The sequence below is a fragment of the Variovorax sp. JS1663 genome, assembly GCF_002157355.1.
In the GTDB taxonomy this organism is placed as follows: domain Bacteria; phylum Pseudomonadota; class Gammaproteobacteria; order Burkholderiales; family Burkholderiaceae_C; genus Variovorax.
Genome location: NZ_LYMK01000016.1, coordinates 50,265 through 76,744 on the forward strand (window position 1 = coordinate 50,265; position 26,480 = coordinate 76,744).

Annotated in this window: 24 protein-coding genes; 8 read left to right on the forward strand and 16 right to left on the reverse strand. The window is 67.3% G+C overall.

Features of this window, described 5'->3' with window-relative positions; translation table 11 throughout:
• Positions 1 to 17 precede the first annotated feature (17 nt).
• From A8M77_RS15290 to A8M77_RS15315, 6 genes are read right to left on the reverse strand one after another with little or no spacing between them, the layout of a single operon-like run.
• Positions 18 to 983: a Bug family tripartite tricarboxylate transporter substrate binding protein gene (locus A8M77_RS15290; RefSeq protein ID WP_143694616.1), complete on the reverse strand. Its 966-nt coding sequence runs from the start codon at positions 981 to 983 to the stop codon at positions 18 to 20.
• Positions 980 to 2,089 (reverse strand): CobW family GTP-binding protein, encoded by a 1,110-nt coding sequence (locus tag A8M77_RS15295; RefSeq protein ID WP_086922362.1) that lies wholly within the window; start codon positions 2,087 to 2,089, stop codon positions 980 to 982. Before A8M77_RS15295 ends, A8M77_RS15290 begins: the two co-directional genes overlap by 4 nt.
• The gene (locus A8M77_RS15300; RefSeq protein ID WP_086922363.1) at positions 2,086 to 2,460 is read right to left on the reverse strand and encodes a hypothetical protein; all 375 of its coding nucleotides are present in this window, start codon (positions 2,458 to 2,460) and stop codon (positions 2,086 to 2,088) included. Before A8M77_RS15300 ends, A8M77_RS15295 begins: the two co-directional genes overlap by 4 nt.
• Before the next feature lie 8 nt (positions 2,461 to 2,468).
• A complete protein-coding gene (locus A8M77_RS15305) occupies positions 2,469 to 4,262 on the reverse strand; it encodes a hydantoinase B/oxoprolinase family protein (RefSeq protein WP_086922364.1) in 1,794 nt (597 codons plus the stop codon).
• Positions 4,259 to 6,343: a hydantoinase/oxoprolinase family protein gene (locus A8M77_RS15310; protein WP_086922365.1), complete on the reverse strand. Its 2,085-nt coding sequence runs from the start codon at positions 6,341 to 6,343 to the stop codon at positions 4,259 to 4,261. The genes A8M77_RS15305 and A8M77_RS15310 overlap by 4 nt, the downstream gene beginning before the upstream one ends.
• A gap of 13 nt (positions 6,344 to 6,356) precedes the next feature.
• Positions 6,357 to 7,208, reverse strand: a complete 852-nt coding sequence (locus A8M77_RS15315) for a fumarylacetoacetate hydrolase family protein (protein WP_086922366.1) — start codon at positions 7,206 to 7,208, stop codon at positions 6,357 to 6,359.
• A 155-nt stretch (positions 7,209 to 7,363) separates the two neighbouring features.
• Here A8M77_RS15315 and A8M77_RS15320 point away from each other — a divergent pair, with 155 nt between their 5' ends.
• Entirely contained in the window at positions 7,364 to 8,305 is a 942-nt protein-coding gene (locus A8M77_RS15320) for a LysR family transcriptional regulator (protein ID WP_086922367.1), read from the forward strand.
• A 95-nt stretch (positions 8,306 to 8,400) separates the two neighbouring features.
• On the opposite strand, the gene A8M77_RS15325 is transcribed toward A8M77_RS15320, so the two are convergent.
• Genes A8M77_RS15325 through A8M77_RS15340 form a run of 4 tightly spaced genes read right to left on the reverse strand, consistent with a single transcriptional unit; the run spans position 8,401 to position 13,289 of the window.
• Positions 8,401 to 9,894, reverse strand: coding sequence for a CoA transferase (locus A8M77_RS15325; protein ID WP_086922368.1), 1,494 nt, complete (start codon positions 9,892 to 9,894; stop codon positions 8,401 to 8,403).
• A 5-nt stretch (positions 9,895 to 9,899) separates the two neighbouring features.
• Positions 9,900 to 10,862, reverse strand: a complete 963-nt coding sequence (locus A8M77_RS15330; RefSeq protein WP_086922369.1) for a 3-hydroxyacyl-CoA dehydrogenase NAD-binding domain-containing protein — start codon at positions 10,860 to 10,862, stop codon at positions 9,900 to 9,902.
• Between the two features lie 3 nt (positions 10,863 to 10,865).
• On the reverse strand, positions 10,866 to 11,603 hold the full coding sequence (locus A8M77_RS15335; protein ID WP_086922370.1) for an acetoacetate decarboxylase: 738 nt from the start codon (positions 11,601 to 11,603) through the stop codon (positions 10,866 to 10,868).
• 39 nt (positions 11,604 to 11,642) lie between these two features.
• Positions 11,643 to 13,289: a fatty acid--CoA ligase gene (locus tag A8M77_RS15340; RefSeq protein ID WP_202820629.1), complete on the reverse strand. Its 1,647-nt coding sequence runs from the start codon at positions 13,287 to 13,289 to the stop codon at positions 11,643 to 11,645.
• Positions 13,290 to 13,406: 117 nt separating this feature from the next.
• Between A8M77_RS15340 and A8M77_RS15345 the strand changes: the two genes are divergently transcribed.
• Together A8M77_RS15345 and A8M77_RS15350 are read left to right on the forward strand one after the other, a co-directional pair.
• Positions 13,407 to 14,441 (forward strand): AraC family transcriptional regulator, encoded by a 1,035-nt coding sequence (locus A8M77_RS15345; protein ID WP_158100936.1) that lies wholly within the window; start codon positions 13,407 to 13,409, stop codon positions 14,439 to 14,441.
• 144 nt (positions 14,442 to 14,585) lie between these two features.
• Positions 14,586 to 15,572, forward strand: coding sequence for a Bug family tripartite tricarboxylate transporter substrate binding protein (locus A8M77_RS15350; protein WP_086922372.1), 987 nt, complete (start codon positions 14,586 to 14,588; stop codon positions 15,570 to 15,572).
• Positions 15,573 to 15,615: 43 nt separating this feature from the next.
• On the opposite strand, the gene A8M77_RS15355 is transcribed toward A8M77_RS15350, so the two are convergent.
• Genes A8M77_RS15355 through A8M77_RS15370 form a run of 4 tightly spaced genes read right to left on the reverse strand, consistent with a single transcriptional unit; the run spans position 15,616 to position 18,651 of the window.
• Positions 15,616 to 16,386 carry an SDR family NAD(P)-dependent oxidoreductase gene (locus A8M77_RS15355; protein WP_086922373.1) on the reverse strand — a complete coding sequence of 257 codons (771 nt, stop codon included), beginning with the start codon at positions 16,384 to 16,386 and terminating at the stop codon, positions 15,616 to 15,618.
• Between the two features lie 50 nt (positions 16,387 to 16,436).
• Positions 16,437 to 17,048 carry a GNAT family N-acetyltransferase gene (locus tag A8M77_RS15360; RefSeq protein ID WP_086922374.1) on the reverse strand — a complete coding sequence of 204 codons (612 nt, stop codon included), beginning with the start codon at positions 17,046 to 17,048 and terminating at the stop codon, positions 16,437 to 16,439.
• Positions 17,045 to 18,160, reverse strand: a complete 1,116-nt coding sequence (locus A8M77_RS15365; protein WP_086922375.1) for a PHA/PHB synthase family protein — start codon at positions 18,158 to 18,160, stop codon at positions 17,045 to 17,047. Before A8M77_RS15365 ends, A8M77_RS15360 begins: the two co-directional genes overlap by 4 nt.
• Positions 18,157 to 18,651, reverse strand: coding sequence for a hypothetical protein (locus A8M77_RS15370; RefSeq protein WP_086922376.1), 495 nt, complete (start codon positions 18,649 to 18,651; stop codon positions 18,157 to 18,159). Before A8M77_RS15370 ends, A8M77_RS15365 begins: the two co-directional genes overlap by 4 nt.
• A 287-nt stretch (positions 18,652 to 18,938) precedes the next feature.
• Between A8M77_RS15370 and paoA the strand changes: the two genes are divergently transcribed.
• The 3 genes from paoA to paoC are packed head-to-tail and all read left to right on the forward strand — an operon-like array spanning position 18,939 to position 22,743.
• Positions 18,939 to 19,583, forward strand: a complete 645-nt coding sequence (paoA, locus tag A8M77_RS15375; protein ID WP_086922377.1) for an aldehyde dehydrogenase iron-sulfur subunit PaoA — start codon at positions 18,939 to 18,941, stop codon at positions 19,581 to 19,583.
• Positions 19,580 to 20,530 carry an FAD binding domain-containing protein gene (locus A8M77_RS15380; RefSeq protein WP_086922378.1) on the forward strand — a complete coding sequence of 317 codons (951 nt, stop codon included), beginning with the start codon at positions 19,580 to 19,582 and terminating at the stop codon, positions 20,528 to 20,530. Before paoA ends, A8M77_RS15380 begins: the two co-directional genes overlap by 4 nt.
• A gap of 2 nt (positions 20,531 to 20,532) precedes the next feature.
• A complete protein-coding gene (gene paoC, locus A8M77_RS15385; protein ID WP_086922379.1) occupies positions 20,533 to 22,743 on the forward strand; it encodes an aldehyde oxidoreductase molybdenum-binding subunit PaoC in 2,211 nt (736 codons plus the stop codon).
• A gap of 114 nt (positions 22,744 to 22,857) precedes the next feature.
• Here the strand turns inward: paoC and A8M77_RS15390 are convergent, their stop codons facing one another.
• Positions 22,858 to 23,325: a PaaI family thioesterase gene (locus tag A8M77_RS15390; protein ID WP_086922380.1), complete on the reverse strand. Its 468-nt coding sequence runs from the start codon at positions 23,323 to 23,325 to the stop codon at positions 22,858 to 22,860.
• An 18-nt stretch (positions 23,326 to 23,343) separates the two neighbouring features.
• A complete protein-coding gene (locus A8M77_RS15395; protein ID WP_086922381.1) occupies positions 23,344 to 24,228 on the reverse strand; it encodes a 3-keto-5-aminohexanoate cleavage protein in 885 nt (294 codons plus the stop codon).
• Positions 24,229 to 24,460: 232 nt separating this feature from the next.
• On the opposite strand from A8M77_RS15395, the gene A8M77_RS15400 reads away from it, so the two are divergent.
• Both A8M77_RS15400 and A8M77_RS15405 read left to right on the forward strand, forming a co-directional pair.
• The gene (locus tag A8M77_RS15400) at positions 24,461 to 25,459 is read left to right on the forward strand and encodes a fumarylacetoacetate hydrolase family protein (protein WP_238136835.1); all 999 of its coding nucleotides are present in this window, start codon (positions 24,461 to 24,463) and stop codon (positions 25,457 to 25,459) included.
• A 7-nt stretch (positions 25,460 to 25,466) separates the two neighbouring features.
• Complete coding sequence (locus tag A8M77_RS15405) at positions 25,467 to 26,477, forward strand: fumarylacetoacetate hydrolase family protein (protein ID WP_086922382.1); 1,011 nt, start codon at positions 25,467 to 25,469, stop codon at positions 26,475 to 26,477.
• The last annotated feature ends 3 nt before the right edge of the window (positions 26,478 to 26,480 follow it).

Genomic DNA, 26,480 nt, shown 5'->3' on the forward strand with positions numbered 1-26,480 from the left:
GGCGATGGCGTCTGTCGTCACTCTGGCTTGAAGCCTGCACTCTTAAGGAGTTCAGCGCTTTGGGACACGAAGCCAGCGACATAGCGTTTGAACTGTTCGACGTCCTGAGTTACAGGCTCGACGCCAAGGCTTGCCAGCGCGCCGGACTTGCCTAACTCAGTCATGGCGGCGTTGATGGCAGTGTTGAGCAACTGAACCCGATCGGCGGGGGTGCCCTTGGGCGCCCACACGCCGTACCACGATCCGTAGACGAAACCCGGCAGCCCGCTCTCCTGCACCGTCGGAACGTCAGGCGCCAACGAGCTACGCTTGGCTGAAGTGATTGCGATGGGTCGAACGCGGCCCGCCTTGGCCAGCGGCAGCACGGAGATCATCGAGTCCATCAGGAGCTGAACGTGTCCGCCCCCCACGTCCACCAACGCAGGTTGCGTGCCCTTGTAAGGCACATAGGTGAGCTTCACATTGCCCTGTTTGGCAAGAAGCAGCGTGGCCAGGTGACTTGGCGCACCCGCAGCGGGAATGGCTGCCGTCCACTTGTCCGGTTCCTTCTTTGCCGCGGCCAACACGTCCGTGAGCTTCCGAGGCTCAAGCTGGGGCGCGATGACGAGCATCAGCGGCGCCTCGGCAACGCGGGCGATCGGGGAGAAATCCGTTTGCGGGTCGTAAGGCGGCGTGGCGACGACTTCCTTGGCCAGCACGTGTGTGGCCGCGGAGAACAGCAGCGTATAACCGTCGGCGGTAGCGGTCTGGACTGCCTTGCCACCCAGAGCGCCGTTCGCTCCGGCACGGTTTTCCACAATCACCGATACCCCGAGCTGCGTGTGCAGCTGGTTGGCCAGCAGGCGCGCGATGTTGTCCACGCCGCCTCCCGCTGCGAAAGGAACGACGATGCGGATCAGGCGGTCAGGGAATTTGGCGGTCTGCGCCCATGCGGGTGCGACCGCGAGCATCGCGCACGCGACCAATACTTTCAATGATTTCATGGAGTCTCCGTTGATCTGGATGAGGTGTCCGGTGAAGAGGCCGTGGGCGGCCTCGGGCGTCTTCGTCGCTCGAAAACGCGCAGCGACTCGTCCATCGACTCTGCGTCGACGCCTCGGGTGATGAACACGATCCGGGTGCGTCTGTCCGGGCTTGGCCAGGCCGGCAACGACTCGGGAGGTTGGTACAGGTGCTGCACGCCGTGAAAAACGAGCGGCTGCTCCGGCTGCTCCTGCAGGTTGACGATTCCTTTCACGCGCAGCAGGTCTTCGCCCCGCATTGCGATCACCATGTCGAGCCAGGCAAGGAAGCCGTCTCGCGGCAAGGGATCGTCGCGAACGATCACGAACGAAGTAATTCCGCTCGAGTGGACCGATGGATCACTCGCGTCACCAGTGGTTGGCACCGGCCTGTAGAAGGATCCGCTCTCCGCTGAGAAACACCGAACGTGAGCGCCAGGTGTCTGCATCGTCTGCCGCAGCACCGCCACGTACTCGCCGCGCTCCTGATGCACAGCGCCTGTGGGGTTCAAGCTCCTCAAGCGGTCCAACAGCTCCTGGGGAATTGCTTCGCCCAGCAGGTCGTCTTTCGTGAGAAAAAGGTGATCAGCCATGGCGGCCTGCTTGACGGCTTCGGAATAGCGATCGAGCGTGCCAGCCGCCAAGACGGCGTCGACGGTGCAACACACGCCGGCCAATGTGAAGCGATCTTTGACGGCGGGCTCTCCCATCACCGTTCGAAGGATGGGCGCGGGGTCGGCGAGGCCGCTCGTCTCGATCAATACATGGCGCAGAGCAAGGTCATCCGACGCGCCGCGATCGCCGAGACGAACCAGTGCCCCGATGAGATCGCCTCGCACCGCACAACACATGCAGCCGTTGGCCAACAGTATGGTGTCCTCGGTCGTGTTGGCGATAAGGTCGTGGTCGATTCCAACTTCACCAAACTCGTTGACGATGACTGCGGTGCCGTGCAGATCGGGTTCGCGCAGCAGCTCGTTGAGAAGCGTCGTCTTTCCGCTGCCAAGGAATCCGGTGAGCACCGTCACAGGCACGCGCGCATGCCCGGGCTGGTCAGCTCCCAGCAACGAGGAGAAATGGCCGGTCATGACTCACCCTGCTGTCGCCCGCCGTGAAGCTCAGCGAATGATTTCAAGGTTCGCTCCAGCCTTGCCAGCAACCATTCGCTTGCCGCAGCGGGAAACTCGTTGCGCTCTAGATCTTCCAAGAGGGTCTGAAGCGGGAGGCCGGTGGCTTCAGACGTCGGGCGGGCCCGGAAGAAGTCCTCTACTTCGGAAACGCCGGAGCGAAGGCCTTGATCCTCGAGGTAGTCCACGATGTCCAGTTCGAAGTCGACCAGCTGAAGGCTCACGCCGCCAGCGCCGCAGCCGCAGCTGGAGCCGAGTGCAACATGACGCATCGCGAGCTCGCTCCACAGGCGCGAGAGCCTGGAGGCGCGCTGCGACACGTCGTCGGCCATTGCGAGGCTCACTGCCCGTCCCAGGCGACGTCGAGCGAGGCGCCATTGCGCGAGGCCTTCGGCGTCTTGCGAAGCGCGCTTGTGGCCTCCTGGTCAACCTGACCCTTGGAGTCCAGCGCGACGCGATAGACCTGACGTGCAACGTCGCTGCTCACGTAGCCCTCGCGAACGTCCTCTGCGACCAGATCCATGTCGCGTTCCAGCGGATCGCCGAAGCCGCCACCGCCGCCCGACAGCATCTTGTAGGCATCGCCGCGCTCCAGCCGGACGTTGAAGATCTTCGCGTTCAGGTGGTCTGTCTTCCACTCGCCCTTGTGACGCACGGCCAAGCCGTTGCCCATGGCGTCTCCGCCACCTTCGAGTCCCCACGGCTTGCAGTGGACGCGATCAATCCGGGTGGTGACAGTGAATGGCGACAGCGCCTGAACCACCATCTCCGCGCCCAGCCCGCCGCGGTACTGGCCCGCGCCGGCACTGTCCTGCCGGATCTGGTACTTCTCGACAAGCACCGGGTACTTGGCCTCGAGCTGCTCGGTTGGGCTGTTGTGGGTGTCGCCGTCGTTGATGCAGACCGTGACGGACACGCCGTCTTCCTTCGACTTGGCCCCCCAACCTCCGCCCAGCGGTCCGATGCCGACAATGAAGAGGCGTCCGTCCTCCGGAGAAATGCCATGGATGTTGGGAAACACCAAGTCGGCGTGGTGACCCGCGATCGAGCGGTCCGGAATGGCTGGAGCCAGCGCCTTGAAGATGGTGTCGATCACCGTCATCGGGAAGGTCATCCAGACTCGCATCGGGTATGGCCGCTCGGCACTGATGACCGTGCCCATCGGCATGATCACCTTCAGCGAGCGGAAGCTCCCGTCGTTGACGGGGTAGTCGGTCGGCGTGGTGAGGCACTTGTAGGCAACCTGAGCGCAAGCTATCCCGGTCGTGAAGCCGGAGTTGTAGAAGCCGCGCACCTGCTTGCTGACGTCCGACAGGTCCACCGTCATCTCGTCGCCCGAGACGGTCACCTTGACGCGGATCGGGATGCGTTTGCCGATCTCCAGCCCGTCGTCGTCCATGAAGGACTCGGCCTCGTAGATGCCATCAGGGATGGACAACGTGTTCTTGCGCGCCACGGCTTCTGACGAATCCATGATCTGGCGGATCGAGCCGTTCACCGCATCGGCGCTGTAGCGCTGTAGAAGTTCTACGTAGCGGCGCTCTCCGGTGGTGATCGCCGTGATCTGTGCGCGCAAGTCGCCCAGGGCGCGCTCGGCCAGCCGCACGTTCATCGCGATGATGTCGATCAGGTCCTGGTTGACCACGCCTTCGCGCTGATACTTCATGATGGGAATCTGAATTCCTTCGCTGAAGATGTCGGTGGTCACGTTGCCGAGCGTGCCGCCCACGTCGAGCCAGTGCGCCATGCAGCAGGTGAAGCCTTCCAGTTTGCCTTCGTGGAACACCGGCATCGTGAACGTGAAGTGGTTCAGGTGGCTGCCGGTGGTGTAGGCGTCGTTCGTGACCAGGATGTCGCCGGGCAGGATGTTCTCGTAGCCGAAGTGTTTGATCTTCGCCTTGACCGTCTCGGACATGCCCCGGATGAACATCGGCAGGCCCAGGCCGATCGAGACCGTGTCGCCTTCCTTGGTGAACAGGCCGACGGTGAAGTCCAATGCCTCGTAGATGATCAGGTTGTAGGCCGTGCGCGTCAGGTTGGTCTTCATCTCCTCGGTCACTGCGTACAGCCCGTTGCGGATGATTTCGACGGTGACCGGGTCGACCACGGCCGCTTGGGTTTGGGGGTTGCTCATGACCGGTCGCTCCCGATGGAAATTTGAAGATTGCCGAGTTCATCCACGCGCATCTCGTCGCCTGGTTGCATCACGGTGGTGGAGGCATGCTCCTCGATCAACGCCGGGCCGCTGATCACGTTGCCCGAGCGCAGCAGGTCCCGCTTGTATATGGGGGTGTCGGCCCAGCCGCCGGAGCGGAAGTACACCGGCTTGACTGCGCGCACAGAAGCCTTCTCGGGCTTGGATGAGCCCTCGTCCACTTGGTGCTTGGGTGGCTTCTTCATGATGCCGAGCACCGTGACGCGCAGGCTCACCAGATCGGCCGGTTCCTTGGGTGCCGAAGTGCCGTAGCGAACCTTGTGCAGTTCGTCGAATTGCTGCTTGATCGCCGAACGGTCCTTGCCCTCGAAGAACGCCATCGGCAGGTCCACGGTCACGGCGTGCTCCTGGCCCACGTAGCGCATGTCGGCAGCGCGCTCGATCACGACGCCGTCCGCCTTGACACCGGACTGCGCCAGCGCGGCGCGGCCCTCGTCTTCCATCGTCTTGTAGGCTGCTTCAATCTCCTCGAAGGAGACGTCGTTGAGCTTTCGGAACACCGAGCGCACGTAGTCATAGCGCAGGTCGGAGAACAACATTCCGTAGGCCGAGAAGTAGCCCGGCGCGTACGGGATCAACACCTTACGGATGCCGATCTCGCGGGCGATCGCCGAGGCATGCAGAGGGCCAGCGCCGCCGTACACCACCATGGTGAAGCTGCCGGCGTCCAGGCCGCGTTCGGTGGTCACCGCCTTCACGGCGTGCGACATCTGCGTCACCGCGATGCGCAGGATGCCGTCGGCCGCTTCGGTCGGGTCCAGGCCCAGCGGGCCGGCCACGCGCTCGGCCATCTGCCGCTTGCAGCCTTCCAGGTCGAGCTTGAGCTCGCCGCCTAGGAAGTTGTCGGCGTCGAGACGGCCCAGCACCAGGTTGGCGTCTGTCACGGTTGGCTCCTTGCCGCCGCGGCCATAGGCCACCGGGCCAGGGATGGAGCCGGCGCTTTGCGGCCCCACACGCAGCGCGTTGCCCGTCTCCACACGGGCGATCGAGCCGCCGCCCGTGCCGACCTCGTGGATGTCCATCATTGGTATCTGAATCGGCAGCGCGCGCTCGTAACCGCCGATCAGCGCCGAGCCCGTCGTGAGCGGCCGTCCCTCGCTGATCACGCCCGCCTTGGCCGTCGTGCCGCCCATGTCGAAGGCGATCGCATCGCCCATGCCGAGTTGCGCACAGATGGCCTGCGCACCGATCACGCCGGCCGCGGGGCCGGACTCCAGCATCCGAACGCAGCCGACGCGCGCATGCTCGATCGGAAACAGGCCGCCGGTCGACTGCACGACGTAGAAGTCGCCGCCGAAGCCCTTGTCGGAAAGGTGTGTCTCGAGCTGACCGAGGTATTTGGAGACACGGGGCCCGACGTAGGCGTTGGCCACGACGGTGGAAACGCGCTCGAACTCGCGGTATTCCTGCGACAGCTCGTGCGAAGCAGAAACGAAGGCGTTGGGAAGCTCTTCCTGCAGGATCTGCTTGACGCGCTGCTCGTGCGCCGGATTGCGATACGAGTGCAGGAGCAGTACTGCCACCGCCTCGATGTTATGGCCCTTCAACTCGCGGGCAAGCTCGCGCACGGCACCCTCGTCCAGCGGCTTGTGCAGGCTGCCGTCGGCGCGCAATCGCTCGGCCACTTCGAAGCGCAGCGAGCGCTTGACCAACGGCTGGTGTTTGTTGAAGAAAAGGTTGTAGGCATCCGGACGGTTCACGCGGCCGATCTCGTAGATGTCCCGAAAGCCCTCCGTGATCAGCAGCGCGGTGTTGGCGCCGTTGCGCTCCAGCAGCGTGTTGATGGCGATGGTGGAGCCGTGCAGGAACAGCTGACCGTTGCGCACATCGATGTCGGCGCTGTCCAGGGTGGCCTGGATGCCATTGACGAGCTGGCCGTGCGTCGAAAGCGCCTTGCCGAACAGCAGTTTGCCGGTGGTCTCGTCGAAGGCGGCCATGTCGGTGAAGGTGCCGCCGATATCGACCGCGATGCGCAGATTGGGAGTGGATTTTGTTGCCATGGTTTAGCGGCGCTCAGGCTGCCGTTCCGATGCGGTTGCGGAGAATGCCGAGACCGGTGATTTCCACTTCGACCACGTCGCCTTCCTTCATGTACAGCGGCGGCTCGCGGCGGTCACCGACGCCACCGGGCGTTCCGGTCGCGATCACGTCGCCGGGCGACAGCGGCGTGAAGCGCGAGATGTACTCGACCAGAACGGGGATGTCGAAGATCAGGTCGTCGATGCTCGCGTGCTGCATTACGTTGCCGTTGACCCGCGTTTCCAGCGTCAGCTTGGTGACATCCGGCACCTCATCCCTGGTCACGAGGTAAGGGCCAAACGGGGCAGTTCCGGGGAAGTTCTTGCCCGGAGTGAACTGGTGGGTGTGGCGCTGCCAGTCGCGAACGCTGACGTCGTTCAGGCAGGCATAGCCGGCGATGTGCTCGAAGGCCTGAGCCTTTGGGATATGACGGCCGCCCTTGCCAATCACGAAGGCCAGTTCGCCTTCCCAGTCGAAGCGCTCTGAGAAGGCCGGGCGCAGCACGACCTCTTCGTGCGCCGCCAATGTGTCGTTGAAGCGAAGGAACAGTGACGGGTATTCGCTGTCGCCGCGCTTGGTCTCGGCGACGTGGGTCTTGTAGTTCAGGCCCACGCAGATCAGCTTGGGCGGGTTGGGAATCACCGGGAGCGCACGCACCGCGCTCGCCTGCACGGAATTCCCGCTTGCCGCCGCTGCCCGCTCGAGCTCGCGCAAGGCGTCTGCCCGCAACACCGACACCAGGTCTGGGTAACGGTCGAGGAAGTCGGCCGGCGGCAGTTGGTAGCGCTCTTCCTGGACCACTCCGTAGGTGGCCTGCCCAGCGTGTATGAAGCTAGCGAGTTTCAAATGGGTCTCCTTGAATTCATCACTGCGTTGGTTGCTCGAAATTGATCAGTTCGCAGCGGGTACAGCGAATGTAGAAATCCACGAGCTATCCGCATAGATAGAATTCAGAGCAATCAGACTTGCCACTATTGGCATGGCTCACGCGGGTAATCCCTATGAACGTCGCGACCGTCAAGCTCTTCCTGGAGGTGCTGGAGGCTGGCAGCCTGAGCAAGGTCGCGGCCCGCCGCCAGACGGTGCAGTCGCATATCAGCCGCCAGATCAGTGACTTCGAGGCGACCTTTGGCGGACCGCTTTTCCGGCGCACGGGCAGGGGTGTCGCGCCGACCGAGCTGGGCGAGCGCGCTGCGGTGCGGCTACGTTCCTGGCTGTTGGAGACAGACCGTCTGGCACAGGAGCTTCGCGAGGAATCGGGCAAACTGCTTGGCGAGGTCCGCCTGGGCGTCATCCCGTCTGCAGCGCATCCACTGATGACGCGACTTTTTCAACGCCTACAGGTCGAACACCCGGGCATCCGCCTCAACATCGCCGAGGCTCAGGGCACTGAACTCAACGCGATGCTCGATAGCGGCGCCGTCGACATGGCGATCCTCTTTCGATTCAATCGCCCAAGCGGCCACGAAGAAAAACTGCTGAGCGTTGCGCATACCTATCTGATCGCCGCACCGGGCGACGAGCTCACCAAAGAGCCCACGGTCAGCTTCTCGCGCCTGTCGGGTCTGCGCCTCGTGCTGCCTCGCCGTCCCAGTCACTGGCGCAATGCGCTTGACGAAGCAGCTCGGAGCTTGGGATTCACTCTGATACCTGTCGCCGAAGTTGATTCGTTGACGATGCAGAAAGAACTCGTGGCGAATACGACGGGCCTCTATTCGATGATGGGTCAGTATTCGATTGCCGAGGAGCTCCAACGGGGCCGTCTTCAAGCCAGCAAGCTCGTAAAGCCTGATCTCTTTCGCCACGTGACCCTGGCGTTCCCGAAACAGGGGAAGCTTTCGCCTGCATGCAGGGTGGTCGCCGAGATCATTCAACAGTTGGTCAAGGTTTGGGGAAGCCTGACCGAGCCCGCAGCCGATGAGCCCGGACGCGCCAGTTCCTGACTTGCGCACGCGACCCAACAGGCATAGAGCTGGCGCATGCCACGAGGCGGAAATTTGACGTCAAGGCCGAACGTCTTTTTGGCCAAGCAGGGTCTTCAACTGAATCGCCTCCACTCGGGGCGGCACGATGCCCGCGGCACCAGCACGGGGTCGTAGGACCCTGGCGTGACCGACATGCGCACCTGTTCAGTCACGCCCTGGTAGTCGCCCAGTCCCGTCTCGGCCTGGAACACCTCCGGCGGCAGGTAGGCGTGCATCGGCGTGCTGTTCGCCGTCGCATGGGCGTAACCCTTGTCGAACAGCCCCAGCGTGTAGAGCCACAGCGACAGCCGCGTGAGCGAGACGTGCACGCGCCAGCTGCCGCCTTCGCGGGCCCGGCGCATGAGGGCGGCCACCACGCCCGTGGTCAGCAGCCAGGCGCCGAGGTAGTCGTTGACCACCATGATGGTCGGCAGCTTGGGTGCCTGGGGCGAGCCTTCCAGCGTCATGACGCCTGTCACGCAGCCGGCCGTCTGGTCGAAACCCGGCCGGTCGGCCCAGGGGCCGGTCTCGCCGTGCAGGCTGACGGTCGCGTGCACGATGCCGGGCCGCGCCGCGGCGGCCTGTTCGGCCGACAACCCGAAGCGGTCGAGGAAGCCGCGCCGCCGGTTGGCGTAGAACACGTCGGCCCCGGCCAGCAGCTGCTGCATGCGGGCGTGGCCCTCCGGGCTGCCGATGTCGAGCAGCGCCGAGCGCACGCCGACATTGGCCGTGGCATACAGCAGGTCGCTCTCGAAGTCGCTGGGACGCCAGATGTTCAGTACGTCGGCGCCGTGCAGGGCGAGCGCGCGCCCGGTTCCGGCGCCGGCGATCACGCGCGCCATGCCCAGCGCGCGCACGCCGTCCAGCGGCTGGCGCGCGTTCGGCGCGAAGGGTTGGGGCGGCGCGTCGCCGATGCGCTCGATCTCGATCAGCGGTAGGCGGCGCAGCCCGTCGAGGTACTGCGGCTCTTCCATGAACTCTTCCACCGAGCGCAGCATGGGCATGACGACGCCGGCCCTGGCGCTCGCGTCCTCCAGCTCGAGCGCTTTCCATCCACGGATCGCCTGCGCCACGGCCTGCTCGCTGTCGCTGCACCCCAGGAGCCGCAGCGCCGAGGACCTCAGGCGCGGGTACAGGTTGAGCGGCATGACCCAGCGCCCGTCGCCCGCTTCATAGAACTTGAGCGTGAAGGGCGAATCGGGATCGGCCGTGTTGCGAGGCGGGTAACCGTTGAGCTTCTCCCACTGTCGGTCGTAGAAGGGGCAGAGGCGGTGTGGCGCCCGGTGCAGGTCGACCGAGATGTCCTGCCCAGGCCCGCCGCGCAGGCGCCACAGGGCCGCCATCGCCACCGACTTGGCCGCCAGCCCGATGCCGGCGGCCGATGCGATGCGGAACACGCTGGGCAGGATCGGGTCCTGGCCGATGAATTCGATCGCACCGCCGCTGTCCTCGGGCGCGAGCCCCACGCCTTCGAGCACGCTGCGCAGATGGGCATGCGGGTCGAAGCCGTCCGCATGCGCGGCGGGCGCGGCCAGTGCGTGCCGGATCGCATCGGTGGTGATGTCCATGGGGCTTAGCCCTTGATCCTGGCCAGCGCCTGCAGGATCGCGATCTGCCGCGCGTCGCGCGCGCCTTCCAGCTCGGCCCGCGTGTGGCGGCCGTAGGAGGCGTCGGCCTGCTCGAACAGCAGCCGGGTCGTGGCCTCGTCGAAGCGCACCTCGCGCTGCATGGAGGCCCAGCGCTTTTCCATGCCGGGTCCGAACTGCTGCACGAAGCTGCGCAGCCCGCCGTCGCCGCCGCCGAGGTGGAAGGACGCGAAGGGGCCATCCACCGCCCAGCGCAGGCCGACGGAGTGGGTCACGATGTCGTCCAGCTCGTCGATGGTGACGACGCCGGCGGCGACCAGCGCCACGCACTCCCGGAAGATGGCCGACTGCAGCCGGTTGGCGACGAAGCCGCTGACCTCCTTGCGCAGCACCTTGGGCACCTTGCCTACCGCGCGGTAGAACTCGACGGCGGCCTGGACCGCGTTGGCCGAGGTCGCTTTACCCGGCACCACTTCCACCAGCGGGATGATGTGCGGCGGGTTGAAGGGGTGGCCGATCAGCAGGCGCTCCGGGGTGCTCATCTCGCTGGCCTGCTCGGTGGCCGGCAGGGCCGAGCTGGAGGAGAGGAACAGGGCTGCGGCCGGCGCGGCCTGCTCGATGCGGCGCCACAGGCCGCGCTTGAAGTCGATGCGCTCGGGGCCGTTCTCCTGCACCAGGTCGGCCGCGGCCACGGCGCGTTCCAGATCGGGCTCGAAGACGAGCCGCTCGCCGAAGTCGGCCTGCGCCAGCGGCGCGCCGAGCTGGGCCAGCGTGGGCATCGCCTGCGCCACGTAGCCGCGCACCTCGGCGTCCACCCCCTCGCGGGGATCGCTCACGCGCACCCGCAGGCCATGCGCGAGGAACACCGCCACCCACGAGGCGCCGATCACGCCGGCCCCCACCACCGCCACCTCGCGGTAGCGCTTCAACACCGTGTCGTCATGGCTCATGGTTCATTTCGCCAGGTAATCGTGAACAACCGACGGTGGCGTCAACGACAGGTCCGCGAGGATGTGGCTGGCCGCCACGATCTCCCGCACCGGAAAGTCGGCCATCGGCGCGAGCACGTGCTCGAACAGCTGCAGCCGTGCCGGCCCCTTGTACGCCGTCTTGATCTCGATGTCCTGGATCTGCGAGCGCACCAGCTCGCAGATGCGCAGCTGCCGGTCGTAGCCGCGCATGAGCTTGAGCATGAAGGTGGGCACGCAGATCTCGGCCCGGGCCTCCTCGAGGGGGAGGGCCTGGTGCTTGTAGCCCATGGTGGCGACCGCGATGCGAAGCGTGCCGTAGTCGAGCGTGCCGACCAGCGTGTCCGAGTCGACGTAGAGCTTGGGCGCGCCCAGCTTCTTGGGGAAGGCGCTGACCTCGCGGCCGCTGGCGATGGCCGGGTGGTTGTCCACGTACATCGCATGCAGGTACTCGCCGCGCTCCTGGCCCAGGCGCACCACGATGGCCTGGCCGCATTCGGTGTAGTTGCCCAGCCCGGTGGTGTCGGGCATGCGCATGACCTCGAAGCGCACCAGCGGGTCGTCGATCTCCAGCGGCTCGGGCACGACCTTGCGCAGCGCCTCGACGTCGGTGCGGTAGGTGATGTTGAGGTATTCGCGGTTGTGGAAGCGATAGGGGCCGCGCGGAAAGGCCGGCGCGCCCAGCGGCGTGCTGACCTGCTTGAACAGTTCTTCGATCTTCATGGCATCGGGCTCGTTGGAAGGGCCTCGCGCGGCGCGGCCTCAGCCGGCGGCGTACTGCTCGCGCAGGGCCCGCTTGTTGATCTTGCCCACGCTGGTCTTGGCAATCGCGTCGACGAAGCGGATGTTCGATGGCACGGCGAACTTGGAGATCCGCCCCTGGTCCACGAAGCCCATCAGGTGCTTCTTGAGCGCGGCATCGTCCACGTCCTGCCCGGCACGCCGCACCACCAGCGCGACGGGGCGCTCGCCCCACTTGTCGTCCTTGACGCCGAACACGGCCGCCTCGGCCACGGCCGCATGCTGGAGCAGCAGGTCTTCCACGGCGATGGACGACACCCATTCGCCGCCGCTCTTGATCACGTCCTTGAGGCGGTCGGTGATCAGCAGGTAGCCGTCCGGGCCGATGCTGCCGATGTCCTGGGTGTGCAGGTAGCCGCCCTCCCACAACGCGTCCGAGGCCTCCGGGTTGTGGAAGTAGGCCTGCGTGAGCCAGGGCGCGCGCACTACGATCTCGCCGGTGGCCTGGCCGTCGCGCGGCAGCGGGTTCATGTCGCCGTCGACGATCTGCATGTCGACCAGCGGCAGCGGCATGCCCGAGCGGCAGCGCTGGGCGAGCTGCGCGTCCTCCGGCAGCGTCGTCATGTCGCCCGCCAACTGCGACTGCGACAGCGTCGGGCAGGTTTCCGACATGCCGTAGCCCGCCCACACGTCCATGCCGCGCGCCAGCGCGGCGCCCGCCAGCGCGGTGCTCAGGGCCGAGCCGCCGATCACCATCTTCCAGCCGCGGAGGTCGCCCGCCTGCTCGGCCGGCACGTTGAGCAGCATCTGCAGGATGGTCGGCACGCAGTGCGAGAAGCTCACGCCCTCGGCGTGGCGCAGCTTCAGCAACACGGCGGGTTCGTAGCGGCCGGGATAGACCTGCTTGAGCCCGAGCGCGGTCGCCACGTAGGGCAGGCCCCAGGCATGCACGTGGAACATCGGCGTGATGGGCATGTACACGTCGCCGCGGTGCAGGTTCTGCCCGGGGTGGCTCGAGGCCATGAAGCCCATGGTCGCGAGCGTATGCAGCACGAGCTGGCGGTGGCTGAAGGAGACGCCCTTGGGCAGGCCCGTGGTGCCGGTCGTGTAGAACACGGTCGCGCGCGTGTTCTCGTCGAAGTCGCCGAACTCGCGTGTCGGCGAGGCCGCCGCCAGGAGCGCCTCGTACCCGCCGGCGAAGGAAAGTGAGCCGGCCGGCGGCGCGTCGCCATCCTGGAGCAGGACGAGGTGCGCCACCTTCGTCAGCTTGGGCCGCAGTTCGGCGACCACCGGCGCGAACTCCGCGTTCACCATCAGCACCCTGGCGCCCGAATGCTCCAGCGTGTAGAGGATCTGCTCGGGCGAGAGGCGCACGTTCACCGTCATGAGGGTGGCGCCCATCATCGGCACCGCGAAGTAGGCCTCGAGGTAGCGGTGGCTGTCCCAGTCCATCACGGCCACCACGTCGCCGTGTCCCACGCCCTGTGCGGCCAGCGCATTGGCCAGGCGGGCGATGCGTTCGCGCAGGGTGCGGTAGTCGTACCGCTTCAGGTCGCGGTAGACGATTTCCTGGTCGCCCGAATGAACCAGCGGCGCATGCAGGAGCTGCCGGATCAGAAGCGGGTAGGCGTAGGCCGAGGGGGCCCGTTCGATGAGGGCGTCTGTCACGGGGTCGTGTCTCCTTGCTTTGCGGGATTCTGCGAGTAAGTCCCGGGGGGCCGACAGGTGCGCAGCGGCTAAGATGGGGTGAGTTCCGGACAGCCATCCAGCCCCATCCAGCGTACTGTGCTTCCCACTTCCACGCCATTGCCGCTGGCCGACGAGCGCGTCTATCCCCCCTACAAGATCGCGACCTTGGTGGAAACACTGAGCGAGTCCGGTGTGCCCGCCGAGACCGCGCTGGCGCGCACCGGCCTGCAGGCCGGCGAGCTGCAGAGTTCCTCGCTCAAGACCTCGATCCGCCAGTTCATGACCGTGTGCCGCAACGCCATGGCAGCCACGTCCGATCCGGAGCTGCCCTTTCGCGCCGGCAGCCGCATGCGCGTGTCGAGCTACGGCATGTACGGCTATGCCTTGCTGTGCTGCAGCACGCTGCGCGAAGTCACGCAGATGGCCACGCGCTTTCACCGGCTCGCCACGCCGGCCGTGTCGCTGCGCTTTCGCGAGGAGGACGGCGAGGGCGTGTGGAGCTTCGACGAGGTGTCGGGCCTGGATCTGCACGATCCGCTGTACCGCTTCCTGATCGAGTTCCAGTTCGGCATCCACCAGACCCTGGCGCGCGACATGCTCGGGCCCGACTTTCGCCTGAGCCGCCTGCGCGTGCGCTACCCGAAGCCTGTCCACGCCAGGCTCTACAGCACCTACTTCGGCTGCGACTGCGCGTTCGACCAGCCCTTCAACGAATTGCGCTACCCGGCTTCGCAGTTGGACCAGCCGGCCGCCTACCGCAATCCGATCACCGTCGCGATGGCCGCCGAGGTCTGCGAACGCATGCTGGTGGAGGCCAAGACCGCGAGCGGCGTGACGCGCCGCGTCTACAACCTGCTCATGGAGACGCCGGGCCAGTTCGACGACATGGAGGCCCTGGCGCACAAGCTCAACACCAGCTCGCGCACGCTGCGCCGCCACCTGACGCAGCAGGGCACCTCTTACAAGGAGATCCTGGACGACGTGCGCAGCCACCTGGCCAAGGAGTACCTGCGCAACACGCGCATGAGCATCGACGACATCGCCGGCACCCTGGGCTTCAGCGACGCGGCCAATTTCCGTCACGCCTTTCGGCGTTGGACGCAGCGCAGCCCGAGCGACTTTCGGCGCTGAGCGCCGCCGGGGCGTGCAGGCCGGGCTGTCCGGCGTGAACCCCTTTGTGACCGTCCGCCCCCTTGGTCGGGCGCGCCGGGCGGCCGAACATCCGGGTTCAACCGATGCGGCCGGCACAACGGCCGCCGATTCTGGAGACAGACCGTGAAGCGATCCACTTTCATCACCGCCGCCGCGCTGAGCGCGGCCGGCGTGTGGGGCACCGTCCCCGCCGCCGCGCAGGACAACTACCCCAGCCGCGCCATCCGCATGGTCGTGCCCTATGCGGCCGGCGGCGGCGTCGACGCGATCGCGCGCCAGGTGGGCCGCAAGCTGAGCGACGCGCTGGGCCAGCCCGTCACCGTCGACAACCGCCCGGGCGCGGGCGCCATCATCGGGCTCGATGCGGTGGCCAAGGCGCCGGGCGACGGCTACACCATCCTCTTCACCGCGGGCTCGTCGATCAACGTCAACCCGCACGTCTACAAGAAGCTGCCCTACGACCCGTCCAAGGACCTGCAGCCCGTGGCGCAGGCTGGCAACACCCCGCTGCTGCTGCTGGTGAACGCGAACAATCCCGCCAAGACGCTGGCCGAATTCACGGCGGCAGCCAAGGCCAAGCCGGGCAGCGCGACTTTCGGTTCCTACGGCAACGGCACCACCGGCCACCTGCTGGGCACCGCCGTTGCCAAGGAGGCCAAGATCGAGCTCATGCACGTGCCCTTCAAGGGCGCCGCGCCCGCGCTGACCGACCTGATGGGCGGGCAGATCACGTCGGTCATCGCCGACCTGGGCTCCTCGGCCGGCCTCATCAAGGGCGGCAAGGTGCGCGCGCTGGCGCAGACCGGCACCAAGCGGGCCGCCGCACTGCCCGACGTGCCCACCTTCGGCGAAGCCGGGCTGCCGGAGCTCGCGGGCATGACGGGCTGGCTGGGCGTCTTCGCGCCGGCGAAGGCACCCAAGAACGTCGTCGACAAGCTGGGCAGCACCCTCAACAAGGTGCTGCAGACCCCCGAGCTCAAGGCCAGCATGGCCGAGCTGGGCTATGAAGCCACGGGCCTGTCGGGTGCCAAGTTCGATGAGCTGGTGCGCGCCGACACCACCCGCTGGGGCAAGGTGGTCAAGGACATGGGCGGGATCACGCTGGACTGAGAGCGCCTTCAGCGGACAGGGCGTTCGTTCGTGACGCGGGGGCTCACAGGGACGAGACCAGGTGCCCGCCGTCCACCGCGATCACCGTGCCGGTCATCCAGGACGAGGCCTCCGTGGCCAGCAGCAGGTAGGCGCCGTCCAGCTCCTCGGCCTTGCCGAGCCGGCGCATCGGCATGCGCTTGATCATGTCCTGCCCGGCCTGGGTAGCGAAGAAAGCGTCGTTGATGTCGGTGCGGATGTGGCCCGGCGCCAGCGCGTTGACGCGGATGCCGTAGCGCGCCCATTCGAGCGCCAGGCCCTTGGTCATCTGGATGACAGCGGCCTTGGTGGCCGCATAAGGCACCACGAAGTGCGCGACGCGTTCGCCGAGAATGGAGGCGACGTTGATGATGGATCCACCTTGCTTCGCCGTGCGCCAGCGCCGGGCCGCCTCGGTGGCGGTCAGCCACACGCCGCGCAGGTTGGTCTGCACGGTCGCGTCGAAGTCGGCCGCGCTCATGTCGATGGCCGCGCCTTCGCCGCCGACGCCGGCGTTGTTGACCACCACGTCCACCGGACCCCCGTCCGCCTCGATGGCGTCGAAAGCCGCGTGGATGGCGGTGTCGCTGCCCACGTCCATCTCCACCGCGAGCACGCGCTGCGCGCCGAGGCCCTTCAGCTCCTGCGCCAGTGCATCGAGCTTGGCCTTGCGCCGCGCCGCGATCACCACGCGTGCGCCGTTGCGTGCCGCCACCTGTGCGAAGTGCGCACCCAGCCCGCTCGACGCGCCGGTGACGAGCACGCCCTTGCCCTTGAGCATTGCGCCCAGATCCATGGTCTTGGTCTCCTCTGAGTGGTGATGGATGGAAGCGGGCCGCTGCCAGGCTAGGCGCCCACGCCGTAGGCGGTGAGCCGGGCAGCCACCTCGGCCACGTCGTGGCTCAGCACCACGACGTCATGCTTGGCGCCGTCGCGGCCGCGCACGTGGCCTGCGAGCAGCGCTTCGGGCCGGAAGCCCAGGCTCTCGAACATGGAGATGGAGCCGCGCTGGTCGGTGGTCATCTGGGCGGTGAGCTTCTCCAGCCCCAGCGCGAGCGCCTGGGCGAAGCTGTCCTGCACCAGCTGACGCCCCAGGCCCAGGCCACGCGCCTGCGGGCCGACCACCACGCGCAGTTCGCCCACGTGCGGGGACCACGACAGGTCGTCGTGGATCAGCGCGGAGCAGCCGATGACCTGTCCGTCCAGCCGGGCCACCAGGCTCGGCATGCGCCGGCGCTCGACCGCCTCGCGCAGCCAGGCCTTGATCACCCGCGGCTGGCTGATGTCCCGGTAGGTGAAGAGCAGGTCGTGCGCAGGCAGCGCCTGCGCAAAGGCCAGCAGCGCGGCCTCGTCGGCGGCGCGCAACTCGTCGATCTCCACGGTCTTGCCTTCGGCCTCGAAGCTGCGCGGATAGCGGCGGGCATCGGGCGCTGGTGCGTCGGCTTGCTTGCTGTTCATACGGATCGTTCTCCCAGCCATTGATCGAGCTTGGGCCACATGCGCTTGACCGCATTGGGCCCCGCCACCAGGCTGACGTGACCGCCCTTGAGCATCACCTCTTCCTTGTCGGTGGAGGCGACCTTGTCCATCAGCGGGTGCGCGCAGTCGTAGGGCACGATGTGGTCGTGCTCGGCCACCACGGACAGCAGCGGCACGCGGATGCGGCCCAGGTCGACGCGCTGGCCGCCGACCTTCAGCGTGCCCTGGAAGAGTGCGTTGTCCCACATCAGCAGCTGGACGGTCTGCTTGAAATAGGTGCCGGCCAGCGGCAGCGTCTCGGTGCCCCAGCGGTCCATCATGCGGTACTGGCGCACGTACTCGTCGTTCCAGAGGTTGTCCCACAGCCGCAGCGTGCCGGTGACGCGCCCCGTGGGGCGCAGCGCGTCGAAGCCGCCCGTGATCAGCTGCGCGGACACGATGCCGTCCGCACCGACCATCCGGTCCGCGTCGAAGTGCCGGCGGTCCGACCAGGCCTGGAACAGCGCCATTTTGCTGAAGTCCACCGGCGTGGTGAAGCACACCAGGTTGCGCATCGGCCCGTCGGCGTGCAGCGCGGCGTAGATGAGGGAGAGCACGCCGCCCATGCAGTAGCCGACGATGCTCACGTCGTCCACCCCCGAATCCTCCTGCACCCGGCGCACGCAGTCGGGGATGAAGCGCTGGGTGTAGTCCTCCAGGCGCAGGCCGGCCTCTTCGGGCCGCGGGGGGCTCCAGTCCATCACGTAGACGTCGTAGCCGCACTTCAGCAGGTGCTCCACCAGGCTCTGCCCGGGTGCCAGGTCGAAGATGTAGGCCTTGTTGGTGGTCGCCATGACCAGCAGCAGCGGCACCCGGTAGATCTCGTCGGCCTGGGGCCGGTAGTGGTAGAGGCTCAGCGTGCCCTGCTTGTGGATCACGTCCTTGGGCGTGGTGCCCACCGTCGCGGCACCGGCGCCGAGATAGTTCACCCCCTTGATGCTGCGTTGGACGGCGCGATCGATCTCGTCGCGCGCACGGGCGACCCAATCGGCGTCCGGGCTGGCGGACTGGGGCGCGGCTGCTGCCTTGGCGGTGGGACGGGTCGTGCTCATGTTCGGCGCGCCTTGCGTGCGGCTGGCTTGCCGGCCGCGGGCTTGGCCTTGGCTGCCGGCTTGCGAGGGGTGCTTCTGGGCGTTGCCGCAGCGGTCTCGCCGGCGTGGGCGGGGGGCTGCGGCGGGGCACCCACAGCCCCACCCGTCGCAGCGGCAGCCGGCGCAGGCCGCCGTGTGCGGGGCGGCATGGTGGGCTTGGCCTCTGCCGGGCCGGCCGCCCCCCATTGCCGCGCCAGCAGCGCCAACTGCTCTTCGATGCGCTGCAGGCGCTCGTCCAACGCCAGCAGCTCGGCACGGCTGGGCAGGTTCAATTCCTTGAGCAGGGTGCTGTTGGCCTTGCCGAGCGCCTGCTGCAGGCCCAGCGACATGCCCAGCAGGGCGTTGGCGGCACGGGCGAAGTCCTCGGACTTCATCTCCTTGTTGGCCACCTGGTTGGTGCGGTTCTCCCACTGGCTCAGCGCATCGCGCCACATGCCCAGGGGGTCCAGCATCGAAAGTCCGCTTGTTGCCATGTCTTCGCCCTTCGGACGGGGACTGCGAATGTGTTGTCTCCTGGCGGCGATCGTAACGAGTGTGGCGCCGGGCGCACAGGGTGCCCGGCGGCCAACTCTGAAGGCACGGCGGACAGACGGTCCATGCGCGCTCTTCTTTCAAGACTTGCTGCCTCATTCCGACAACAGCCGGCGCCTGATCGGCGCCCAGTGCGCTTCGCCCCTTCAGGACAGTGGCCACGCAAAACCGGTAGAACCCCCAGAACCCGACCACGACAGGAGCCCCGATGAACAGTTCCACGATCCCCTTGATCTCGCGACGCGATGCCCTCATCGCCGGTGCCGCCGCGGCGGCGGTGTCATCCTCCGCACCCGCGGCGCCCGCGCCGGCCCCGGCCGTGCCCTCCGATGCAACAGTGCCCCGGATGAAGCTCTCGCTGACCGTCAACGGCCAGGCCCACGCGCTCGACCTCGATACGCGAACGACCTTGCTCGATGCGCTGCGCGAGCACCTGAACCTGACCGGCACCAAGAAGGGCTGCGACCACGGCCAGTGCGGCGCCTGCACGGTCATTGTCGATGGACGTCGGATCAATGCCTGCCTGACGCTGGCCGTCATGCACGAAGGCGCCCAGGTCACGACCATCGAGGGCCTCGGCACGCCGCAGAACATGCACCCGCTGCAAGCCGCGTTCGTCAAGCACGACGGCTACCAGTGCGGCTACTGCACGCCCGGCCAGATCTGCTCGGCGGTGGGCGTGCTCGACGAGATCAGGCGCGGCGTCCCCAGCCATGTCAGCGCCGATCTCGCCGCGCGCCCGGTGCTGTCCGCCGAGGAACTGCGCGAGCGCATGAGCGGCAACATCTGCCGCTGCGGCGCCTACTCCAACATCGTCGATGCCATCACCGAAGTGGCGGGGAGCAGGTCATGAAGCCCTTCACCTACGAACGCGCGCAGTCCCCCGCGCAAGCCGCAGCCGCCATCGCCAGCCACCCGGGCGCGAAGTTCATCGCCGGTGGCACCAACCTGCTCGACCTGATGAAGCTGCAGATCGAGGCGCCGGCGCACCTGGTCGACGTGAACGGCCTCTCGTTGGACCGCATCGAAGCGCTGCCCGAAGGCGGCCTGCGCATCGGCGCCCTGGTGCGCAACACCGACCTGGCCGCCGACGAGCGCGTGCGGCGCGACTACGGCGTGCTCTCGCGCGCCCTGCTGGCCGGTGCCTCGGGCCAGCTGCGCAACAAGGCGACCACCGCGGGCAACCTGCTGCAGCGCACGCGCTGCCCCTATTTCTACGACACGGACCAGCCGTGCAACAAGCGGCGCCCCGGCAGTGGCTGCAGCGCGATCGGCGGCGTGACGCGGCAGCTCGCGGTGGTCGGCGCCAGCCAGGCCTGCATCGCGACGAATCCCAGCGACATGGCCGTGGCCATGCGCGTGCTGGACGCGTCCGTCGAGACCGTCCGGCCCGACGGCCGCACCCGCGTGATCCCGATCGCCGACTTCCACCGCCTGCCGGGGGACACCCCGCACGTCGAGACGGTGCTGGAGCAGGGCGAGCTCATCACCGGGGTGACGCTGCCGCGGCCGGTCGGCGGCACGCACGTCTACCGCAAGGTGCGCGACCGCGCTTCCTATGCCTTCGCGCTCGTGTCCGTCGCCGCCATCGTGCAGCGGGACGGATCGGGCCGGGCGGCATTCGGCGGCGTCGCGCACAGGCCGTGGCGGATGGAGGCCGCGGAATCCGCCATGCCGCAGGGCGCCAGGGCCGTCACGTCGCGGCTCTTCGCACAGGCGCAGCCGACCCACGAGAACGCCTTCAAGCTGCCGCTGGCCGAGCGCGTCCTGGCAGCGGCCATCGAGCAAGGGAGGAGCTGACCATGAAGTTCGATACACCCGCCACGACCAATCCCATCGACCAGCTGAAGGTCATCGGGAAGCCGACGGACCGGATCGACGGGCCGGCCAAGACCACGGGAACGGCACGCTACGCCTACGAGCGCAACGCCGAGCTTCCGCGCGCCGCGTATGGGTACGTCGTCGGCGCTGGCGTCGCGAAGGGGCGCATCGCCTCGATGGACCTCGGCGCCGCGCGGGCCTCGCCCGGCGTGCTGGCGATCGTCACCGCGCGCAATGCCGGCAAGCTCGGCAAGGGCGACTTCAACACTGCGAAATTGCTGGCAGGGCCGGAGATCGACCACTACCACCAGGCGGTCGCCCTGGTCGTGGCCAACACCTTCGAGCAGGCGCGCGCCGCGGCGCAGCTGGTGCGCATCGAGTACACGCGTGCGCCGGGCCGCTTCGACCTGGCTGCGGAGATGGATGCGGCGCAGATGCCGAAGGCCAATGACTTCACAGGTCCGCCGGAAACGAAGGCGGGCGACTTCGCGGCCGCATTCGCCGCGGCCCCCGTGCAGCTGGATGCGCGCTACGCCACGCCGGACGAGTCGCACGCCATGATGGAGCCCCACGCCTCGATCGCGGCATGGAAGGGCGAGAAGCTCACCATCTGGACATCGAACCAGATGATCGCCTGGGGTGCCGGCGACGTGGCCAAGACGCTTGGCATCCCGAAGGCCAACGTGCGCCTGGTCTCGCCCTTCATCGGCGGCGGCTTCGGCGGCAAGCTGTTCGTCAGGGCGGACGCGCTGCTGGCCGCACTGGGCGCGCGCGCGGCGCGGCGGCCTGTGAAAGTGGCGCTGCAGCGGCCTTTGATGATGAACAACACCACGCACCGGCCGGCGACCGTCCAGCGCATCCGCATGGGCGCGACGCGGGACGGGAAGATCACCGCCATCGCCCATGAGGGCTGGTCCGGCGACCTGCCGAACGGGCAGCCGGAAACGGCCGTCAACCAGACCCGGCTGATGTACGCGGGCGCGAACCGCCTGACGACCACGCGGCTGGCGGTGCTGGACCTGCCCGAGGGCAATGCCATGCGGGCGCCCGGCGAGGCGCCGGGCTTGATGGCGCTGGAGATCGCGATGGACGAGATGGCGGAGAAGCTCGGCCTCGATCCGATCGAGTTCCGGGTGCTGAACGACACGCAGGTCGATCCCGAAAAACCGGAACGCCCGTTCTCGCAGCGCAGGCTGATCGAGTGCATGCGCACGGGGGCCGAACGCTTCGGCTGGAGCAGGCGCAAGCCCGCACCTGGGCAGCAGCGCGAGGGCCGCTGGCTCGTGGGCATGGGCGTCGCCGCGGCGTTCCGCAACAACCTGCTGACCAAGTCGGCCGCGCGCGTGCGCCTGGACAGCCAGGGCATCGTCACGGTGGAGACCGACATGACCGACATCGGCACGGGCTCGTACACCATCATCGCGCAGACCGCCGCCGAAACGATGGGAGTGCCGCTCGACAAGGTCCGCGTGCGCCTGGGCGACTCGGCCTATCCGGTCTCATGCGGTTCCGGTGGACAGTGGGGTGCCAACAACTCGACCGCGGGCGTCTTCGCCGCGTGCATGAAGCTGCGCGAAGCGGTGGTGCGCAAGCTCGGTGTCGCGGGGCCTGATGCGGAGTTCTCGGACGGCATGGTGCGCGCCGGTGGCCGCTCGGTGCCGCTGGCCCAGGCAGCGGGCGCAGGCGGCCTGGTGGCGGAGGACGGCATCGAGTACGGCGATCTCGACAAGAAGTACCAGCAGTCCACCTTCGGCGCGCATTTCGTGGAGGTGGGCGTCGATGCGGTCACCGGCGAGATCCGCGTGCGGCGCATGCTGGCGGTCTGCGCTGCAGGGCGCATCCTGAACCCCAAGGCGGCCCGCAGCCAGGTGATCGGTGCCATGACCATGGGGGTCGGCGGTGCCTTGATGGAAGAGCTGGCGCTGGACAAGCGGCATGGCTTCTTCGTCAACCACGACCTGGCCGGCTACGAGGTGCCGGTGCATGCGGACATTCCGCACCAGGAGGTGATCTTCATGGACGAGACGGACCCGATCTCGTCGCCGATGAAGGCGAAGGGCGTCGGGGAACTCGGCATCTGCGGCGTGGCCGCCGCGGTGGCCAATGCCGTCTACAACGCGACGGGCGTGCGGGTGCGCAACTACCCGATCACGCTGGACAAGCTGCTGGATCGCTTGCCGCCGCTGGCGTGAAAGGTCTCACCTCTTCAACGTCAGGCCTTTGTGAATAGCGCTCGGCGTCTCTGGTGGTCTGACGCGAGTCCGTCAAGGAGCTGACATCCAGTCGTGGATCTGAGCGAATGCGCGCTACGGCCGCACCGGCATGACTGCGAGTGCCGAGGTCGCGTTCGCGACGAGGCGGGAGCGCCCTGCGTCATAAAGTTTCGCGTGCGCGAAGGCGATCTGCCGCCCGACCCTGTCCGCCTCCGCCACGGCGATGAAATGACCTTCCTGGCCCGCGCTTTGCATGTTGACGGTCAGGCTGATGGTCGTGCATGTGTAGCCGGGCTTCAGCTGCGAGAGGACGCTCATGGCCATGGCCAGATCGAGCATGTTCGCCAGCGTGCCGCCGCCCACCACGCCGTTGCCTTGCGTCGCGGTCCGTGGTGCGGTGAACCTGATCACCAGCTCCTTCCCCGCGCTCTCCACCAGCAGCGCCGACAGACTGGCCAGTGCGGGATTCACCGTCAGGGGAACATGCCGGCGTCCGGAAGCCACCGCGTCTGCCATGTACGCTCGCGTGGGATTGTCGGCAGCCGGCAGGGTTTCGGGCATCTCGCGTGCTTCCTGGGTTCAGCCCAGCAGCGCCGCGCGCGCGTGATCGGGCGTGGCGACTTCGTAGCCGAGGTCCGCGATGATCCTTGCCGCCTTGGCCACGAGCTCCGCGTTGTCGCGCGCAAGCTTGCCCGGCGAGATGTACAGGTTGTCCTCGAGACCGACCCGCACGTGTCCGCCCAGGATGGCTGCGGTGGCAACCATGGGAAACTGGTCCGGACCGATGCCGAAGGCGCTCCAGCGGGCGCCTGGCGGCAGCAGGCGCTGCATCTCGGCCAGAACCGTCGGCGTGGCCGGTGCGCCCCAGGGCACTGACATGCACAGCTGGAAATAGGCGCTTTCGGGAATGGCGCCGGTTGCGATCAGGTGGCTTGCCAGGCGGGCATGGCCGAGGTCGAAGACCTCCAGCTCCATGGTGACGCCGCACGATTGGATCGCCGCGGCCATCTCGCGCAGGTGGTTCGCGGGATTGACGAAGACCGCGTCGCCGAAGCTCATCGTGGCGACGTCGAGGCTGCAGATGTCGGGCTTGAGCCTGACCACGTGCGCGACCCGCTCGTGCGGCGTCATGAGCTCGGCATCGGCGATGGATTCGACACGGAACGGCGCATCGGTGGGCACCGTCAGCATGGTGCCCGGACCGGTCGTGAGATTGATCAGCACGTCGCAGCGGGAGGCCCGGATGCGCTGCACGACCTCCTCGTAGTAGGCGAACTTCGTCGAGGACTTTCCCGTCTCCGGATCGCGCACGTGGACGTGGACGATGGATGCGCCGGCGCGCGCAGCATCGATGGCCTGGTCCGCGATCTCTCCAGGTGAGGCCGGGACGGCGGGATTCTTCGTGCGGGTGTCTCCCGCGCCGGTCAGGGCGCAGGAAATGATGACGGGAAGGCGCTTGCTCATGGAATGGCTGCCAGGAGTTGAAGAGGAGGGGGCTGGGGACGCAGTGCGTGATTGCGTCTTGCCGACAAAATTACGATACGGATCGTATCGAGAATGACTATAGGCGCGGACCTCGATTGCGTCAATGGGATGCGCCGACATCCTGTCTCTTGCGCGCTCTAGGGTAAACACCAGAGAGTCAGGTTAAAAACGAGACGTACAGTATCGCAATCATCTGTTTGCAGGAGTCGTCGTGAAGCTCGGAAGATTTGTCGTGCAGGGACTCGATGGTCCGGTTCAGCGCATATGCCTGGTGCAGCCGGAGCAGTCCCGCGTCATCGATCTGCGGGCGGCGGAGGTCTTGCGCCAGCAGTCGCGGGGCGCGAGCCGCGAGGCTGCGCTGCGCTACGCCTCAGCCGTGTTCCCCGAAAGCATGTCGGCGGCCATCTCGCTCGGCGAGCAGTTCCTCGAGACGGCGCACGAGGCGGCGGCGCGCCACGGGGACGATGCCTCCAGGGCGTTCGAGGGTCTGCATTGGGCTGCGGCCTGTGATCCGTCCGTGGTGCGCGACGGTCTCACCTTCGTGAAGCACATCCGGCAGTTCCACGAGCGGATGAAGCTCACGCCCGCGCCGGCCCTGCTGCAGGTTCCGGGCTACTTCAAGGGCTCCCCCTGGACCGTGATCGGGCACGAAGCCGAAGTGCCGTGGCCCGAGCGCGCGGAGAAGATGGACTACGAGCTGGAGATCGGCTGGGTCATCGGCCGGCGCGCCCACAACATCACGCCCGACACCGCCCGCTCGCATCTGTTCGGCGTGACGATCTTCAATGACTTCTCGGCCCGCGACCTGCAGGCCAACGAGTTCGCGATCGGCATGGGGCCGACCAAGAGCAAGGACTTCGCCTATGGCATCGGCCCGTGGATCACGACGATCGACGAGTTCCCGCACCTGGACCGCATCCGCATGGCCGTTCGGGTGAACGGCGAAACCTGGGGCGAGGGCGACACCTCGGAGATGCTGTGGAGCGTCGAGGAACTGATCGCCTACGTATCGCTGGGCGACCACGTGCAGCCGGGCGACGTGATCGGCTCGGGGACGATGGGCAACGGCTCGGCGCTCGAGCTCGGCCGCAGCCTCGGCCCGGGCGATGTCGTGGAGCTGGAGGTGTCGGGCGTCGGTGTCCTGCGCAACCGGATGGGGCAGCGGGAGCAGGGCACCTGGTGGCCGACGCCGCGCCAACCTTTCATGTGAGAGGCCGATGGCGACGTTTTCCCTGGGAACCTTCTCGCACGATGGAGGCGAACGATTTGCTGCCGTGTGCATCGGCGATCGCGTGCTGCCCCTGCCTGCGCTGCATCCCGAGGCGGTGCGCTGCGGGGCCCGCTGGTCGGCGCAGGCTTCCGTGCTGGACCTGCTGCAGGACTGGGATCGCAACCTGGCGGTGCTGCAGGCACTGCGGGAACGGATTCCGGCGCAGCACGGGCTCGAGCTGCCCATGTCCCGCCTGCGGGTGCATCCTCCCGTGGACCTGCCGCGGCAGGTGCTTTGCACCGGCGCCAACTATCGCAAGCACGTCGTCGACCTGACGCTTGACATGGGTGTCGGGCCGGAGGGCCTCGAGGGGCCGGCGCTGCGCAAGTGGGCCGAAGACATGATGGACGAGCGGGCGGCGCACGGCGAGCCGTACGTGTTCCCGAAGTTGCCTTCGGCCATCACCGGCGCCTTCGATCCTGTCATGCTCCCGGCCACCACCCAAAGGCCCGACTGGGAGCTGGAGCTCGCCGTCATCATCGGCCGGCCGGCCCGGAACGTGCGCCGCGAAGAGGCGCTCGATCACGTCGCCGGCTATGCGATCGTGAACGACGTCTCGGCACGGGACCTGATCGCCCGCACGGACTACAAGATGCTTGGCACCGACTGGCTGAGATCCAAGTCGGCCCCGAGCTTCATGCCCTTCGGCCCCGTCCTCGTGCCCGCATGCTTCGTGCAGCAGCCGCAGAACCTGCGGATCACCCTGAAGCTGAACGGGCAGACCATGCAGGACGAATCGACGGCCGACATGCTGTTCGATGTGGCACGGCAGATCGAGTACATCACCGCGCATGTCCAGCTCTGGCCCGGCGACCTCATCGCGACCGGATCTCCTGCGGGGAACGGCACGCACCACAACCGCTTCCTCCGGGAAGGCGACGTGATCGACTCGGACATCGAAGGTCTTGGCAGCCAGCGCAACGTGTGCATGCGGCAGCAGACGCCGAAGCCGGTCTGATCA

Coding starts and splice junctions, on each gene's coding strand:
- A8M77_RS15335 (WP_086922370.1), bottom strand. CDS start 11,603: ATGAAGATCGAAGAACTGTTCAAGCAGGTCAGCACGCCGCTGGGCGCG.
- A8M77_RS15355 (WP_086922373.1), bottom strand. CDS start 16,386: ATGGATCTGGGCGCAATGCTCAAGGGCAAGGGCGTGCTCGTCACCGGC.
- A8M77_RS15305 (WP_086922364.1), bottom strand. CDS start 4,262: ATGAGCAACCCCCAAACCCAAGCGGCCGTGGTCGACCCGGTCACCGTC.
- A8M77_RS15320 (WP_086922367.1), top strand. CDS start 7,364: ATGAACGTCGCGACCGTCAAGCTCTTCCTGGAGGTGCTGGAGGCTGGC.
- A8M77_RS15390 (WP_086922380.1), bottom strand. CDS start 23,325: ATGCCCGAAACCCTGCCGGCTGCCGACAATCCCACGCGAGCGTACATG.
- A8M77_RS15295 (WP_086922362.1), bottom strand. CDS start 2,089: ATGACCGGCCATTTCTCCTCGTTGCTGGGAGCTGACCAGCCCGGGCAT.
- A8M77_RS15290 (WP_143694616.1), bottom strand. CDS start 983: ATGAAATCATTGAAAGTATTGGTCGCGTGCGCGATGCTCGCGGTCGCA.
- A8M77_RS15395 (WP_086922381.1), bottom strand. CDS start 24,228: ATGAGCAAGCGCCTTCCCGTCATCATTTCCTGCGCCCTGACCGGCGCG.
- A8M77_RS15300 (WP_086922363.1), bottom strand. CDS start 2,460: ATGGCCGACGACGTGTCGCAGCGCGCCTCCAGGCTCTCGCGCCTGTGG.
- A8M77_RS15365 (WP_086922375.1), bottom strand. CDS start 18,160: ATGAGCACGACCCGTCCCACCGCCAAGGCAGCAGCCGCGCCCCAGTCC.
- A8M77_RS15330 (WP_086922369.1), bottom strand. CDS start 10,862: ATGAGCCATGACGACACGGTGTTGAAGCGCTACCGCGAGGTGGCGGTG.
- A8M77_RS15310 (WP_086922365.1), bottom strand. CDS start 6,343: ATGGCAACAAAATCCACTCCCAATCTGCGCATCGCGGTCGATATCGGC.
- A8M77_RS15360 (WP_086922374.1), bottom strand. CDS start 17,048: ATGAACAGCAAGCAAGCCGACGCACCAGCGCCCGATGCCCGCCGCTAT.
- paoC (WP_086922379.1), top strand. CDS start 20,533: ATGAAGTTCGATACACCCGCCACGACCAATCCCATCGACCAGCTGAAG.
- A8M77_RS15380 (WP_086922378.1), top strand. CDS start 19,580: ATGAAGCCCTTCACCTACGAACGCGCGCAGTCCCCCGCGCAAGCCGCA.
- A8M77_RS15325 (WP_086922368.1), bottom strand. CDS start 9,894: ATGGACATCACCACCGATGCGATCCGGCACGCACTGGCCGCGCCCGCC.
- A8M77_RS15405 (WP_086922382.1), top strand. CDS start 25,467: ATGGCGACGTTTTCCCTGGGAACCTTCTCGCACGATGGAGGCGAACGA.
- A8M77_RS15370 (WP_086922376.1), bottom strand. CDS start 18,651: ATGCTGGACCCCCTGGGCATGTGGCGCGATGCGCTGAGCCAGTGGGAG.
- paoA (WP_086922377.1), top strand. CDS start 18,939: ATGAACAGTTCCACGATCCCCTTGATCTCGCGACGCGATGCCCTCATC.